This is a genomic window from Paraburkholderia sp. JPY465, from assembly GCF_050436725.1.
Lineage (GTDB): Bacteria > Pseudomonadota > Gammaproteobacteria > Burkholderiales > Burkholderiaceae > Paraburkholderia > Paraburkholderia youngii.
The window spans coordinates 1,305,948-1,319,598 of record NZ_JBNDMT010000003.1; the positions used below are offsets into that span (position 1 = coordinate 1,305,948).

At 66.5% G+C, this 13,651-nt stretch carries 13 protein-coding genes; 10 read left to right on the top strand and 3 right to left on the bottom strand.

All coding sequences use genetic code 11. The features are described 5' to 3' along the window. Positions 1 to 19 precede the first annotated feature (19 nt). The 5 genes from hpnI (at position 20) to QFZ94_RS20665 (ending at position 5,273) form a co-directional block, all read left to right on the top strand. A complete protein-coding gene (gene hpnI, locus QFZ94_RS20645) occupies positions 20 to 1,285 on the top strand; it encodes a bacteriohopanetetrol glucosamine biosynthesis glycosyltransferase HpnI (protein WP_368586971.1) in 1,266 nt (421 codons plus the stop codon). After that, positions 1,282 to 2,115, top strand: coding sequence for a hopanoid biosynthesis-associated protein HpnK (gene hpnK, locus QFZ94_RS20650; protein WP_429459152.1), 834 nt, complete (start codon positions 1,282 to 1,284; stop codon positions 2,113 to 2,115). Before hpnI ends, hpnK begins: the two co-directional genes overlap by 4 nt. 128 nt (positions 2,116 to 2,243) lie before the next feature. Further along, positions 2,244 to 2,906 (top strand): response regulator, encoded by a 663-nt coding sequence (locus QFZ94_RS20655; RefSeq protein ID WP_368586969.1) that lies wholly within the window; start codon positions 2,244 to 2,246, stop codon positions 2,904 to 2,906. Further along, the gene (locus tag QFZ94_RS20660; RefSeq protein ID WP_368586968.1) at positions 2,903 to 4,267 is read left to right on the top strand and encodes an ATP-binding protein; all 1,365 of its coding nucleotides are present in this window, start codon (positions 2,903 to 2,905) and stop codon (positions 4,265 to 4,267) included. Before QFZ94_RS20655 ends, QFZ94_RS20660 begins: the two co-directional genes overlap by 4 nt. 91 nt (positions 4,268 to 4,358) lie before the next feature. Then, entirely contained in the window at positions 4,359 to 5,273 is a 915-nt protein-coding gene (locus QFZ94_RS20665) for a ProQ/FinO family protein (protein WP_368624180.1), read from the top strand. Between the two features lie 27 nt (positions 5,274 to 5,300). On the opposite strand, the gene QFZ94_RS20670 is transcribed toward QFZ94_RS20665, so the two are convergent. Further along, positions 5,301 to 6,650, bottom strand: coding sequence for a TAXI family TRAP transporter solute-binding subunit (locus tag QFZ94_RS20670; RefSeq protein WP_429459155.1), 1,350 nt, complete (start codon positions 6,648 to 6,650; stop codon positions 5,301 to 5,303). 207 nt (positions 6,651 to 6,857) lie between these two features. On the opposite strand from QFZ94_RS20670, the gene QFZ94_RS20675 reads away from it, so the two are divergent. The 3 genes from QFZ94_RS20675 to QFZ94_RS20685 all read left to right on the top strand — a co-directional run bounded on the left by QFZ94_RS20675 (position 6,858) and on the right by QFZ94_RS20685 (position 8,757). Next, positions 6,858 to 7,325 carry a DUF2946 domain-containing protein gene (locus tag QFZ94_RS20675; protein WP_429459157.1) on the top strand — a complete coding sequence of 156 codons (468 nt, stop codon included), beginning with the start codon at positions 6,858 to 6,860 and terminating at the stop codon, positions 7,323 to 7,325. 108 nt (positions 7,326 to 7,433) lie between these two features. After that, a complete protein-coding gene (locus QFZ94_RS20680) occupies positions 7,434 to 8,366 on the top strand; it encodes a hypothetical protein (RefSeq protein WP_429459159.1) in 933 nt (310 codons plus the stop codon). 19 nt (positions 8,367 to 8,385) lie between these two features. Next, complete coding sequence (locus QFZ94_RS20685; protein WP_368586963.1) at positions 8,386 to 8,757, top strand: copper resistance CopC family protein; 372 nt, start codon at positions 8,386 to 8,388, stop codon at positions 8,755 to 8,757. A gap of 35 nt (positions 8,758 to 8,792) precedes the next feature. Here QFZ94_RS20685 and QFZ94_RS20690 read toward each other — a convergent pair whose 3' ends face one another. Further along, a complete protein-coding gene (locus tag QFZ94_RS20690) occupies positions 8,793 to 9,680 on the bottom strand; it encodes a LysR family transcriptional regulator (protein WP_013089555.1) in 888 nt (295 codons plus the stop codon). Positions 9,681 to 10,493: 813 nt separating this feature from the next. On the opposite strand from QFZ94_RS20690, the gene QFZ94_RS20695 reads away from it, so the two are divergent. Continuing rightward, the gene (locus tag QFZ94_RS20695; protein ID WP_368586961.1) at positions 10,494 to 11,240 is read left to right on the top strand and encodes a glucose 1-dehydrogenase; all 747 of its coding nucleotides are present in this window, start codon (positions 10,494 to 10,496) and stop codon (positions 11,238 to 11,240) included. Positions 11,241 to 11,354: 114 nt separating this feature from the next. Here QFZ94_RS20695 and QFZ94_RS20700 read toward each other — a convergent pair whose 3' ends face one another. Continuing rightward, positions 11,355 to 12,254 carry a LysR substrate-binding domain-containing protein gene (locus tag QFZ94_RS20700; RefSeq protein WP_429459162.1) on the bottom strand — a complete coding sequence of 300 codons (900 nt, stop codon included), beginning with the start codon at positions 12,252 to 12,254 and terminating at the stop codon, positions 11,355 to 11,357. Between the two features lie 114 nt (positions 12,255 to 12,368). Here QFZ94_RS20700 and QFZ94_RS20705 point away from each other — a divergent pair, with 114 nt between their 5' ends. After that, positions 12,369 to 13,622 (top strand): 2-aminoethylphosphonate--pyruvate transaminase, encoded by a 1,254-nt coding sequence (locus QFZ94_RS20705; protein ID WP_429459164.1) that lies wholly within the window; start codon positions 12,369 to 12,371, stop codon positions 13,620 to 13,622. Positions 13,623 to 13,651 lie beyond the last annotated feature (29 nt).

Sequence of the window (13,651 nt, forward strand, 5' to 3'; positions counted from 1 at the left end):
CGGATACGGACGACACACAATGGCGGCCCACGCGTTGATTGCATGTCAATGGCTTCTGTTAGCCGGCTGCGTTAGCGCTTCGATCTACACGGTAGCCGCCGCGCTCGCCATGCCGTTTTTCACCGCGCGGCATAAATCGAACCATCATGGCGGCAGGGCAGTCAATCGCGCGCTCAGCCGTTCGCTAATGGGTTCACCCGATGACCCATGCGGGCCGTTCGCGCAGGTCGGTGTCAGCGTGCTGAAGCCGCTGTGCGGCGCCGAGCCGCGTCTGTACGAGAATCTGCGAACCTTCTGCGAGCAGCGGCATCAGCATTTTCAGCTGGTGCTCGGCGTCTCGTCGCCGCACGATCCCGCCATCGCAGTGGTGCGCCGTTTGCAGGCCGCCTATCCGAAGTGCGACATCGAACTCGCTATCGACACGCGCGTACACGGCAGCAATCTGAAAGTCAGCAACCTGATCAACATGGCCGCACGTGCTCGCCACGACGTGATCGTGATCGCCGACAGCGACATCGCGGTCGACTCCGACTATCTCGACAGCGTCGCCGCGCCTCTCGCGGACCCGAGCGTCGGCGTGGTTACGTGCCTGTACGTCGCGCGCGGCGTCGGCGGCTTCTGGCCGCGCGTCGGTGCGCTGTTCATCAACGAGTGGTTCGCGCCGTCGGTGCGAGTCGCGCACGCGATGGGCTCGCGGCGCTTCGGTTTCGGCGCGACCCTCGCGTTGCGGCGCGCGACGCTGGAGCGCATCGGCGGCTTCGAGGCGCTGAAAAACTGCCTCGCCGACGACTACTGGCTCGCCGAGCACGTGCGCGCACTCGGTCTGCAAACGGTGCTGTCGCGCGTGATGGTCGCCACCGACGTGATCGAGCCGACCTTCGCGGCGCTGTGGCAGCGCGAAACGCGCTGGCTGCGCACGATCCGCTCGGTCAATCCGCCGGGTTTCGTGTCGCTGCTGATCACCTTCCCCACGCCGTGGATGTTGACGGGCGCCGGGCTGACCGTGTCGTTCGCATCGTGTGCTCACGCGCCGTTCGCGGCGGTGGTCGCGAGCGCGTCGGCCACCGCGCTTTGCGTTGGCGCGCGCCTGCTGCTGCATTGGCGTGCGGCGCGCCGTGCGCGCACGTTCTGGCGCGATCTGCCGCTGGTGCCGTTGCGCGATACGCTGCTCGCGCTCCAGTGGCTCGTCAGCGCGTTCGGTTCGCACGTCGTGTGGCGCGGCGAGCGCATGCAGCTCGGCACGCCGTCCGCCGAGCGCAGCGGTCGGCTGGACAGCCTTACGTGATAGCGCGCGGCAAGCCGGCCCAGCCGCGCGGACTGATCATCACCGCCGACGATTTTGGCCTGCATCAGCGCGTCAATCTCGCGGTCGAGCGCGCGCACCGCAACGGCGTGCTGCGCGCGACGAGTCTGATGGTCGGCGCGCCGGCCGCCAAAGACGCGGTTGCGCGCGCGCATACGCTCCCGGAACTACGGGTGGGCCTGCATCTGGTGCTGGCCGACGGCGCCGCGCTGGCGCCGCGCGAGCAGGTCGCCGCGCTGCTCGACGAGAACGGCCGCTTCAGCAGCAACATGGTGCGCGACGGTGTGCGCTTCTTCTTTCTGCCGCACGTGCGCCGGCAACTCGCGTACGAAATCCGCGCGCAATTCGAAGCCTTCGCCGCGACCGGCCTCACGCTCGACCACGTGAACACGCACAAGCATTTTCATCTGCATCCGACCGTGCTCGGCCTGATCCTCGACATCGGCCGCGACTACGGCATGACGGCGATGCGTCTGCCGTTCGAAGCGAACGCGCCGCTGTGGCTGCGGCCGTGGATCGCGCACGTGAAGACGCGGCTCGAGCGCGCGGGGATCGCGCACAACGACTACGTGGTCGGCATCGCGGCGAGCGGACGGATGGACGAGGCGACCTGGCTCGCCGCACTCGCGAATCTGCCGCATGGCGTCGGCGAAATCTACTGTCATCCGGCGCTGGCCGGCGACGCGCTGAGCGAGGGCATGCACGACTACCGGCATGCCGACGAGTTGCAGGCGCTGTTGTCGCCAAAGGTGGCCGCCGCGATCCGCGCGCTCGGCGCGCGAGTCGGCGGGTTCGCGGATGTGCTTGCGTAGCGTCATGCTTCGCGAAACGCAAAAAGCCCGGATAACCGCTCGACGCGTCCTCAGAACCCGTAAGCGTTCGTTAAGCTGCCGCGGCCGATAATACCGAGGCCAAAACCGCACGAACGAGGGGAGAGGCCATGCGCCTGCTACTGGTCGAAGACGACGACATGATCGCGGAATCGGTGCTGGGCGCGATGCGCCGCGCCGGCTACGCGATCGACTGGGCCGAGGACGGCCGTGCGGCGGAACTGTCGCTCGATAACGGCGTGTACGACCTCGTGCTGCTCGACCTCGGCCTGCCGAAAAAAGACGGCATCGACGTGCTGAACGCATATCGCCGCAACGGCGGCGCGGCGCCGGTCATCATCCTGACCGCGCGCGACGCGATCGACGAACGCATCCGCGGTCTCGACGCCGGCGCCGACGACTACCTGATCAAGCCGTTCGATCTCGACGAACTGGCCGCGCGCATTCGCGCGCTGCTGCGTCGGCGCACCGGCCAGAAGCAGCCGGTCTACAGCCACGGCGAACTGACGCTCGACCCCGCCGCGCATGAAGTCACCAAGGAAGGCGTGCCGCTGGCGCTGGTGCCGCGCGAATTCGCGCTGCTGCAGGCGCTGATCGAAGAGCCGACCCGCGTGTTCACGAAGGCCGAGCTCGAAGAAAAGCTGTACGGCTGGGGCGAGGAAGTCGGCAGCAACACGATCGAAGTGCATGTGCACAGTCTGCGGCGCAAGATCGGCGCGGACCAGATCGTGACCGTGCGCGGGGTCGGCTACCGCCTGAAGAGGTGCGGATGAGGTCGATTCGCCGCTGGCTGCTCGGCTGGCTGATCTTCGGCATGGCGGCGGCGTCGATGGTCGCGGCTTTCGCGATCTTCCATACCGCGCGGCGCGAGGCGAGCGAGCTGTTCGACTACGAACTGCGCACCGTCGCGCTGTCGCTGCCGTCGTCGCTGAGCGGCGCGGGCCTGCGCGAGCGTCGCCCCCCCGACCTCGGCGATCTCGCCGACGACCGCATCGTCATCGAGATCTGGGACAAGAGCGGCACGCTCATCTATCACTCCGCGCAGGCGCCGATGTTCGAGCGTCTGGCGCCGGGCTTCCACACGGTGCCGCGCGGTGAGTACCACTGGCGCATCTTCGGCGTCGCGCAGCCAGACCGCTACGTGCAGGTCGCGCAGCCCGTCTCGGTGCGCGAGGACCTCGCGTTGCATCTTGCGCTGCACACGCTGTGGCCGCTCGGCGTGCTGCTGCCGGTGACGATCGCGCTCGTGCTGCTGGTAGTCGCGCGCGGGCTCGCGCCGATCGGCGCGCTGTCGCGCGCGCTCGCGACGCGTTCGATCGATTCGCTCGAACCGCTGCGCCTCGACGGCAACGTGCCGGTCGAAATCCGGCCGCTCGTCGAAGCGCTGAACGATCTGCTGCAACGGCTGCATACGGCGTCGCAGGCGCAGCGCACGTTCATCGCCGATGCCGCGCACGAGCTGCGCTCGCCGCTCGCGGCGCTGAAGCTGCAACTGCAGGCGGCGTCGCGCGATGGCTCGCTGAAGGGCGAGGGGCAGACGCTCGAGCGTGTCGAAAATCGGGTGAACCGGATCATCCACCTCGTGCAGCAACTACTGACGCTCGCGCGCGAAGATGCACAGCCGGTCACCTCGACGGTGCCGGTGAGCTTGCGCCGCATCGGCGAGCAGGCAGTCAGCGATTGTTCGGTGCTCGCGGAGCTGCGCGAGATCGATCTCGGCCTCGAATGCGAACAGGCGCGCACGCCGAACGACGCCTACACCGTGCTCGCCGAGCCGCACAGTATCAGCGTGTTGTTGGGGAATCTGATCAACAACGCGATTCGTCATACGCCGCGGGGCGGCCGTGTCGACGTGGTGCTGCGGCGCACGGGCGAGCAGGTTGGCTTCGAGGTCGTCGACAGCGGCTCAGGAATTCCGGAGGCGGAGCTCGAACGCGTGTTTGACCGTTTCTATCGCGGCGAGGAGTCGAAGGGCGAGGGCAGCGGGCTCGGTCTCGCGATCGTCGCGCGGATCGCCGAGCGGCATCAGCTAGGGTTGTCGCTGCGCAACAACGTCGGCGCGCCGGGCTTGCGGGTGTCGGTCACCGGGCTGCACGCGCCCGCCGCCGATGCGCCCGTCACGGCCGCGAATTAACGATCGTCATTGCGGCTAGCGGTTGTCACAAGCATATAGGCGCACGCTGCTACAATCTCATTTTTACAGATCGACAGATTGGTTGTGCACTATGGGTTTCGAACAACTCGCTGAACTGAAGAAGCAACTGGCCGCGGCGCGAGCCGCCGCCGAGGGCGCCGGCAAGCCCGATCGCAAATCGGCTGCGCGCCCCGCTTCGAAGTCCGCCGGCAAGCCCGCTTCAAATCCTGGGGCACATCCTGGATCTAACGCCGAGCGTGGCGCCAATCCGGGCACGAAACCCGGTGGCCGGCCCGGTGGGAAGCCGGCCGCGAAGGCCGGTGGTCGGCCGGACGGCAAGCCGGGCACGCGACCCGGCCGCCCGCAGCCCGCCCATCACGCCGCACCCGAGGGCGCCGGGCCCGCCAGGACTGCGGCGGCGGACGCCAAGCCGGTGGACCCGGTGGTGCGCTCGATCGGTCGTCTGCAAAAGCGCTTCCCGATCGCTTTCCCGAAGAATCCGGCACCGAAGCTGCCGCTGAAGATCGGCGTTTTCGAAGACCTCGTCGAGCACGCGAAGGAGCTGTCGCTGACCGAAGCCGAACTGCGCGACGCGATCAAGACGTGGTGCCGTGGCGGGCGCTACTGGAAGAGCCTCGTCGAAGGCGCCGCGCGCGTCGATCTGGCGGGTGTCGAAGCCGGCAAGGTGACGGCGCAAGAAGCGGCCGGTGCGCAGCGCCTGCTCGCGCATCGCGCGGCGAAGGGCGCGCAGAAGGCCGCCGCGGCGACGGCAAGCGCGAATGCACAGACGGGTGCCGGTACATCGTCACCGTCCGAGACGGCGACCGCCGACGAGCCGCAGGCCGAAGCAGCGGTAGCGCCAGTCGCGCAACAGGCGGTTCCGCAAGCGGATGCCGCTGCCGCAGCACCGGAAGCCGTAGCGGCGAATGCCGCCGGCAGCGCGGACACCCCGACGCAAACCAGCGCACAATCCGAATCCCAAGCTTCCACTCCCTCCCAGGCCTAACTCTGGCATCGCCCGTCGCGGCCTCGCTCACGAGGCCATGACGGGTGGCGCAGCCGTCAGCCGGCTGCGCACGAATCCCACATGCTCCCGCAGCACATAAAACGCATCCGCATACGCTAGCGGCATGCGCAGGTGGTTCAGCGCCGCCTCGATCTCGTCCAGTTGCCCCAGTAGCTGTGTGCGCTCCTCGTCGGTTGCGCCGGCGAGCGCGTGCCGCTCGATCGCGATCAGCGAACCGTAATAGCGATAGATGCGTGAGCGCACCCGCCACCGGTACAGCGCCGGAATCACCCGCATCGCGGGCAGCAGCAGCACGGCGACCGGCAACAAAAGGACCAGTGTGCGATCGCCGATGCTCGCGAGCCAGAATGGCAGCGTCCGATACAAAAAGCCCTTGCCGGTCCGGTAATAGCGCTGCGCATCTTCGCTGATCCGGTATTCGTGCTCGACCGGCGTCGGGAACTGGCCGGCGTGCTGCAACAGGCCCGCGGCGCCATGCACTTCCTGCGCCGCTTCGATCAGCAGATCCGAAATCGCCGGATGCAGCGTGCTGCGCGCGACGAGTTCGACCGTCGGGCTGATCAGGTGGACGGTCTCGGGCGGAATGCGCCGCTTCAGATCGAGCACGCCGGGCGGCAGGTCGATCTGGTCGAGAAACGGAAACACGCGCGTATAGGCGCTGGCTTCGTCGAAATTCATCACCGAAATGCCGGGTACGCGCAACAGTCGCAGCATCAGGCCGCGCGTTGCCGAATCGCCGCTCAGCAGCGCCGCGTCGACCTCGCCGGAGACCAGCTGAGTGGCGGCCTGCAGGCCGTCGCTCGGCACCAGCGTCGTCGCGCCGCCGGACTCGATGCCGTTCGCCGCGAGCAGTTGCAGCGCGAGCAGCCGCGTGCCGCTGCCTTCGCGGCCAATCGCGATCCGCTTGCCTTCGAGCTGCGCCAGTTGCGTGAGCGCCGCGCCACGATAGAACACGACGATCGGCACATAGAACACGCTGCCGAGCGACACCAGCGACGACGTATCCAGCCCTTGGGCCACTCCGCCTTGCACGAACGCGATATCGACGTGCTGCTTCGGGTCCAGCAGCCGCTGCAGGTTCTGCACGGAACCATCGGATTCGAGCACGTTCAGGCGGATGCCGTTGCGCGCGAGGATCTTGCGGTACTGGTTCGCGGTGACGACGAACGAGCTGTCGCGCGGACCGGCGCTGATCGCGATCGTGCGCGGCGGCGCCGGATTGGCGATCCAGACGATCAGCACGATCGCGAATGCGACCAGCAGCGCCGTGATGAAGTAGGGCAGCAGGTGCTCGCGCCATTCCGCGCGCGTCAGTTCGGCGGGAAAGTGCGGAGGACGCGGACGGTGCGCTTTCATGAAGACTCCGTGCCTGAAGCCGGGAGCAGGCATTGTCGCCTGTGCGGGGCGGCTTTGCCGTGACGGTTCGTTCTATTGACCGGGCGCACGGCGCTCGACGGAGCCCGCCGGCCGCGGCCGAAGAATAATGACGTACATGGCATAATTTGCCGCAAATCGCGGTCTGGCAGTAGTGGACAACACAACTCGCGGCGTGGCGCAGGGCGCATGTTGAATCGTCGGCATCGGAAGATCGGCAGCTGGCTGGGATTGCTCGCGATCCTGCTGACGACGCTCGCGCCGACGATCTCGCAGACGCTAGCCGCCCACCGCCACGCCGACGCGATGACGGGCGAGCATTGCCGGATGGCGTCGATGGACGACATGGTGTCGATGCCGGGCATGCGAATGCAGGACGGCACGCCCGAGGCCACCCAGACCACCGCCAACCCGCCCGACAATGCCGACGACAGCGCCGACGCCGGTAATCCCACGGACAAGCACGCGCAGATGTCCGGCGATGCCTGCGGCTATTGCAGCCTGCTCGCGCATCTTCCGGTGATGCCGAGCGTCGGCATGCTGTTCGTCGCCGCAGTGCGCGCGCGCCAGCATACGGCCGCGACGCGCTTTGACAGCGTGCGCCGTGTCGAACCGCTGACCTTCGCGCAGCCCCGCGCACCACCTTCCGCTTCCTGATCCGAATCCCTTACGACGCGATGCGCCGACGTGCATCGCGCTTGCTCGCGCGCGTCCGTCCGACGGCGCGCGCCGGCCTCGTCATCACCGATCAGACAGGATGCACTCATGCACACATCAGCAACGCGCGACGGCCGTCCGCCGCGCGCGGCGCCGCTCATCGCGGCTGCCACGTATGTCGCCTACACCGCTTACGCCGCGTGCGGCGTCGTAGGCCTGATCACCGCGCCGTCCATCGCGCAGGCGCACGCGATCGCCGGCAACCGCGTCTTCCCGTCGACGCTCGCAGTCGACGACCCCGGCGTCGGCGACGAAGCCAATTTCGAGTACGGCCATCAGCGCGTGCCCGGCGACAACGGCGACCAGAGCATCAACACGTTCAGCTTCGAATACGACAAGCTGATCACGCCGCGCCTGGCGGTGTCGATTGACGGCGGGTACGTGATGCAGAACAACCCGCGCGCGGCCGGCTTCAACAACTTCGGCGTCGGCCTCAAGTACCTGCTGTACGTGAACGAGCCGCACGAACTGATGACGTCGATCGGCGTCACAGCGGAGCTCGGCGGCACCGGCAGTCGAGCGATCGCCGACAACTTCTCGACGATCTCGCCGACCGTCTACATCGGCAAGGGCATGGGCGATCTGCCCGATTCGCTCGCGTATCTGCGCCCGGTCGCGATCACGGCCGAGGCGGCCCCCGCGCTCAACACCGGCGCGGGTCAGCCGAACGCGTTCAACTACGGCTTCACCGTCCAGTACAGCCTGCCGTATCTGCAGCAGCACGTGCACGACGCGGGTCTGCCGCAGCCGTTCGCGAACCTGATCCCGCTCGTCGAGATTCCACTGTCGCGCAGCCAGGGGCAGACGACCGGCACGGTCAATCCGGGCTTTATCTGGATCAATCGCTATGGACAGTTCGGCGTCGAGGCGCAGCTTCCGATCAACCGCGCGAGCGGCTCGCACGTCGGCATTCTGGTGCAGGCGCATCTGTTCTTCGACGACATTGCGCCGACTACGCTCGGCAAGCCACTGTTTCCATGAGCAACGCAGGAGAAAAACGATGATGAACAGCTTCGAATATCACGCGATGCGCGTGGCGGCACTGATCGCCGGCTTGACGCTCGCGAGCGCGGCGCTCGCGCATGTGTTTCCGCAAAAGCAGGAGCCGGGCGCGGGCGCATCGGTGGCCGCGCCCGCGCAGGTCAAGTTGACCTTCGACGGGCCGCTCGAACCGGCGTTCAGCTCGCTGAGCGTGACCGATGCGAGCGGCAAGCAGGTCGGCACACGGAAGTCATCGGTGGATGCGCAGCAGCCCGCGGTGATGACGCTGCCGCTGCCGACGCTCGCGGCCGGACACTACACCGTGCATTGGATCGCGGTGGCGCCGGACGGGCATCGAACGCATGGGGACTATGGCTTCGATGTGAAGTAGGGCGGCACGATGGGCCGTGCCCGCGCAAGCGGCGCTCAAACCCGCTTGAACAACTGCCGCGCGAGCGAGCACATCAGCATCGTCGCGGGCGATTCGTCCTGCAGGCGCCGGCTCATGATGATCGGCGACGCGGCGCTTGCCGACGGAATCGGCCGGTACGCGACGCCATGCGCGCGCAAGCCCTCGACGCTTTCCGGTACCAGACATACGCCGACCTGCGCGGCGACCAGACCGAGCGCGGTTTGCAACTCGCGTACTTCGTGAATCGCCTTCGGCTCCAGCGCCTGGTCGTGCATCGCCGAGATCTGCTGGTCCGCATAGCTCGGCCGCGGCGTGCTCGGATAGACGATCAGCGTTTCCTCGGCGAGCGCGGCGAGCGTCAGCGGCTTCTTCTGCCGCGCGAGCGGATGGTCCTGCGGCAACGCGGCGATCATCCGTTCCTCGACCAGCACTTCGCGCGCGAGTTGCGCGTCGTCGAAGCGCAGCCGCCCGAAGCCGACGTCGATGCGGCCGCCTTTGAGCGCGGCCAACTGCTCGATCGTGAACATCTCGATCAGCGATAGCTCGATATGCGGCGCGGCCTCGCGAAACGAGCGGATGACCGCGGGCAGCGCGCCATATAGCGTAGACGGCACGAAGCCGATCACGATGCGCTCCGCGAGTTGCGCGAGCCGGCGCGTGAGCGGCGCGAGCTCGTCGGCCTCATCGATCAGACGTTTCGCCTGGGTGTAGAAAATGCGGCCGGCTTCGGTGAGCCGCAACGGCCGCGAGCCTCGCTCGAACAGCGGCAGGCCGACGTCTTCCTCGATTTGCTGGATCTGCCGCGACAGCGGCGGCTGCGTCATATGCAGACGATTGGCCGCCCGCGTGATGTTCATCTCCTCGGCGACCGCGATGAAGTAGCGAAGTTGGCGAAATTCCATGCATGCCTCAGAGGTGTGATGCGTCGGCGATCGGATTGGTGTTGGAATGCCGCGGGCTGAGTGTCCGTTTACTGCTCTGTGCTCCCGCACGAGCGCTCCGCGAAGGCAACGAATGATAGCAACAGCACCGTCAGATTCCGGCCAGATGGCGCACGAGCGCCTTTTCCGCGCGCGGCAACACATTCAGCTCGCGCATGCAGATCAGCGACGCAGCAAAATTGCCGGCATCGTTTCAATGGATGCCGTGCCGATGATCTCTTCGTTCGTCCTACCGTTATGCGCGCCGTTGCGCCTGCCGGTGCCCGCGCGGCACAGGCGTGTTCGTCGTGCCGGCAGTACTCTATCTGTAGGGGCTCGAGGACTTTTCGTCGCGGGTTCTTTATCTGTCCGCCTGGCGTCGCCGTTCAATCAACGGCGCGCGCGTTCGTTTAAATGACGTCAGGGCAGCGGATAGCAGAGGGGGGAGATCATGTGGCCCATTATTCTCGATACGCTCGGTGCGCTCGCGGTGCTTGCGAGCGTGGCGGCGCAGATCGCGCTGCTGCGCAAGCATTGAAATAAAGGCGCAGCGAATAAATCGCGTATCGCCCGAAATCTTCGTAAGCCCCCCGTAAACAGATTCAACCAAATCCGCTTCGAATCGATTGTTCGTCGGAAGCGGCGTGTCAATTCGCCTCGAGCCGCTTTATCCGATCTCGCGCGATGCCTAAATTTACGACTTGTGACAGCGCCACTGCATTCCAGCTTTTAGCGGCGTGGACCTCGCGACTTCTCGCGAGGCATGCCGGCGCGAACCATTGAAAGGACACGATGATGAGCAAGCTCACAGGCAAGGTAGCGGTTGTAACGGGTGCATCGAAAGGCATCGGTGCGGCGATTGCGAAGGCATTGGCGGCGCAAGGCGCGTCGGTCGTGGTGAACTATGCGTCGAGCCGCGCGGGCGCCGACAAGGTCGTCGCCGATATCACCGCGGCGGGCGGCAAGGCGGTCGCGGTTGGCGGCGACGTGTCGAAGGCCGCGGACGCGAAGGGCATCATCGATACGGCGATCGAAACCTATGGCCGGCTCGACGTTCTCGTCAACAACTCGGGGGTCTATGAATTCGCGACGCTCGAAGAAATCACCGAAGCGCATTTTCATAAGCACTTCGATGTGAACGTGCTGGGTCTGTTGCTGGTGACGCAGGCGGCGGCCAAACATCTGGGCGAAGGCGGCAGCATCGTCAACGTGAGCTCGGTCGTGACCCGCATCACACCGGCGACCACCGCGGTCTATTCGGGGACCAAGGGCGCGGTCGATGCGATCACCGGCGTGCTCGCGAAGGAACTCGGTCCGCGCAAGATCCGCGTGAATTCGGTGAATCCGGGCATGGTCGAGACCGAAGGTACGCACACCGCCGGGGTGATCGGCTCGGACTTCGAAACGTGGGCGATCAGCACGACGCCGCTCGGCCGTATCGGCCAGCCCGACGATATCGCCGATGTCGTCACGTTCCTGGCTTCGGACGACTCGCGCTGGTTGACGGGCGAGAGCCTGATCGCGAGCGGCGGCTCGCGCTAAGTCCGACGGGTTGCCAACGCTTCTGGCAACCCGCTTTTCAAATTGAGGGCGATAACGGATGGCGCGGCCGGTAGCACGACGGCCGCGCCGCTCGTTGCAGCGACGGCGCGCGAGCTACGCGCGTTGAACCTCGCCGACCGAGAACTCGGTTTCCGCTCCCGGCAATTCCACCGCGAAAAACGCGTCGAGCAGATTCGAACCCGGCCGCTCGGCGAGCCGCGTCAGCGATTCGATCATCTGCACTCGGCAGTCGACCAGCGGCACCATCCGGATGCGCCGCGACTCGTTGAACTCGGCGCGCGCGATCACGCCAACCCCGATTCCCTGCGCGACCGCTTCCTCGAGCGCCTCGCGGCCATCCACGTACATGACCGGTTCGACCTGCAACGACTCGCGCACGAGCTCGATTTCGAGCAGTTGTTGGGTGACCGATTGCGGCTCGCGGAAGATCATTGGCTGTTCGACGAGCTCCGCGTAACTGAGGCGGCGCTTCTTCGCGGCCGGATAGCTGGCCGGCACCATCGCGACCAGCGGATCGCGCCGCAACACGCGCGATTGCAAACGGCTATGCACCTGCGGCGCGGCCGTAATCGCCGCGTCGACCGCGCTCGACAGCACACGCTGCATGCACTCGGCCGCATTGGCGATCGACAGCGTGACGACGATGCCCGGATGCCGCTGGCGAAACGCGCCGATCAGCGCGACGGCGAGATCGGGCGCATCGGCCGCGAGCGATAGCGAACCCGACTCCAGTCCGCCCGCCGATTCGAGCAGCTGGCGCGCGTCGCGCTCGCAGCTGAGCATATGCCGCGTCACGCTGAACAGGCGCAGCCCGAGTTCGGTCGTCTCCACGCCGCGCGGCCCGCGCTCGAACAGCTTGACGCCGTAATCCTGTTCGAGCCGCCGGACATGATCCGACACGGCTGGCTGCGTCAACGACAACGCCTGTGCCGCTTTCGAAAAGCCGCCATGCTCAGCGACCGCATGAAACGCCCGCAATTGCGCGTACTGCACGTGTGCCTCGCCGATAAGTTTTTGCGATACCTACATCGATTATATCGATTTTACCGATGGTCGGCGTTTCGATATCGTGTGAGGTATCGACATAGCGATATCGGAGTACCCGACATGGAAAGCGCGATCGGCGGTTCGGCCGCTGCATTGAGCGTTGCGGCCGCGGCAACATCGGTCATCCGTGGCACGACATCCTGTGCGGCCCCGGCTGGCGGCGAGCCTTACCTGCTGACACCGGGTCCGCTGACCACGGCACTCTCGACGAAACAGGCGATGCTGCGCGACCGGGGCTCATGGGACGGCGACTTCCGCGCGATGACCGCTCAGTTGCGCGCGAGCCTGCTCGAAATCGCCGGCGACACCGCCGGCGACTACGACTGCGTGCCGCTGCAGGGCAGCGGCAGCTACTGCGTCGAAGCGATGCTCGGCAGCCTGATTCCGCGCGACGGCCATGCGCTCGTGCTCGCGAACGGCGCTTACGGCAAGCGCGCGGCGACCACGCTCGGCTACCTCGGCCGCGCCTGCACGCTGCTCGACAAGGGCGACTACCTGCCGCCGCGCGGTGTCGAAGTGGAGCGCATGCTGGCCGCCGATCCGTCGATCACGCACGTGGTCGCGATCCATTGCGAAACGAGCTCCGGCATCCTCAATCCGCTCGAAGAGATTGCCGCCGCGGTCGCGAAGCACGGCCGCAAGCTGCTGATCGATTCGATGAGCGCCTTCGGCGCGGTGCCGCTCGACGTGCGGCAGATCGCGTGCGAGGCGTTCGTGTCCTCGGCGAACAAGTGCATCGAGGGCGTGCCGGGTTTCGGCTTCGTGATCGCGCGCAAGAGCGCGCTCTGCGAAGCGAAGGGCCGCAGCCATTCGCTCGCGCTCGATCTCTACGATCAATGGGACGTGATGAATCGCACCGGCCAGTGGCGCTTCACGCCACCCACGCATACGGTGGCCGCGTTCCTCGAGGCGCTGCGGCTTTTCAGGCTCGAGGGCGGCCAGCCGGCGCGGCTCGCGCGCTATGCGAACAATCGCGACGTGCTGGTCGCCGGTATGTACGAGCTCGGCTTCGAGCCATTGCTCAGCGCGCACTGGCGCTCGCCGATCATCGTGACGTTTTTCTCGCCCGCGCATCCGTCGTTCGAATTCGCGCGCTTCTATGAACTGATGAAGGAGCAGGGCTTCATCATCTATCCAGGCAAGCTGACGGTGGTCGACAGTTTCCGCATCGGCTGCATCGGTCTGGTCGACGAGCACGTGATGCGTCGCGTGGTCGAAGCCTGCGCGCAAGCGCTGCGCATGATGGGCGTCACGCATGCGGCGCCGCCGCCCGCCGCGCTCGACGAACGCAAGGCGCTCGCGCAGGCGGCCTGAGCCGCGGCGGCAAACCCAATATTTTAGGA

Bases quoted from the DNA above. Each gene is read 5' to 3' on its own strand.
- hpnI (WP_368586971.1), top strand. From the start codon at position 20: ATGGCGGCCCACGCGTTGATTGCATGTCAATGGCTTCTGTTAGCCGGC.
- QFZ94_RS20655 (WP_368586969.1), top strand. From the start codon at position 2,244: ATGCGCCTGCTACTGGTCGAAGACGACGACATGATCGCGGAATCGGTG.
- QFZ94_RS20660 (WP_368586968.1), top strand. From the start codon at position 2,903: ATGAGGTCGATTCGCCGCTGGCTGCTCGGCTGGCTGATCTTCGGCATG.
- QFZ94_RS20665 (WP_368624180.1), top strand. From the start codon at position 4,359: ATGGGTTTCGAACAACTCGCTGAACTGAAGAAGCAACTGGCCGCGGCG.
- QFZ94_RS20670 (WP_429459155.1), bottom strand. From the start codon at position 6,650: ATGAAAGCGCACCGTCCGCGTCCTCCGCACTTTCCCGCCGAACTGACG.
- QFZ94_RS20675 (WP_429459157.1), top strand. From the start codon at position 6,858: ATGTTGAATCGTCGGCATCGGAAGATCGGCAGCTGGCTGGGATTGCTC.
- QFZ94_RS20680 (WP_429459159.1), top strand. From the start codon at position 7,434: ATGCACACATCAGCAACGCGCGACGGCCGTCCGCCGCGCGCGGCGCCG.
- QFZ94_RS20685 (WP_368586963.1), top strand. From the start codon at position 8,386: ATGATGAACAGCTTCGAATATCACGCGATGCGCGTGGCGGCACTGATC.
- QFZ94_RS20690 (WP_013089555.1), bottom strand. From the start codon at position 9,680: ATGGAATTTCGCCAACTTCGCTACTTCATCGCGGTCGCCGAGGAGATG.
- QFZ94_RS20695 (WP_368586961.1), top strand. From the start codon at position 10,494: ATGAGCAAGCTCACAGGCAAGGTAGCGGTTGTAACGGGTGCATCGAAA.
- QFZ94_RS20705 (WP_429459164.1), top strand. From the start codon at position 12,369: ATGGAAAGCGCGATCGGCGGTTCGGCCGCTGCATTGAGCGTTGCGGCC.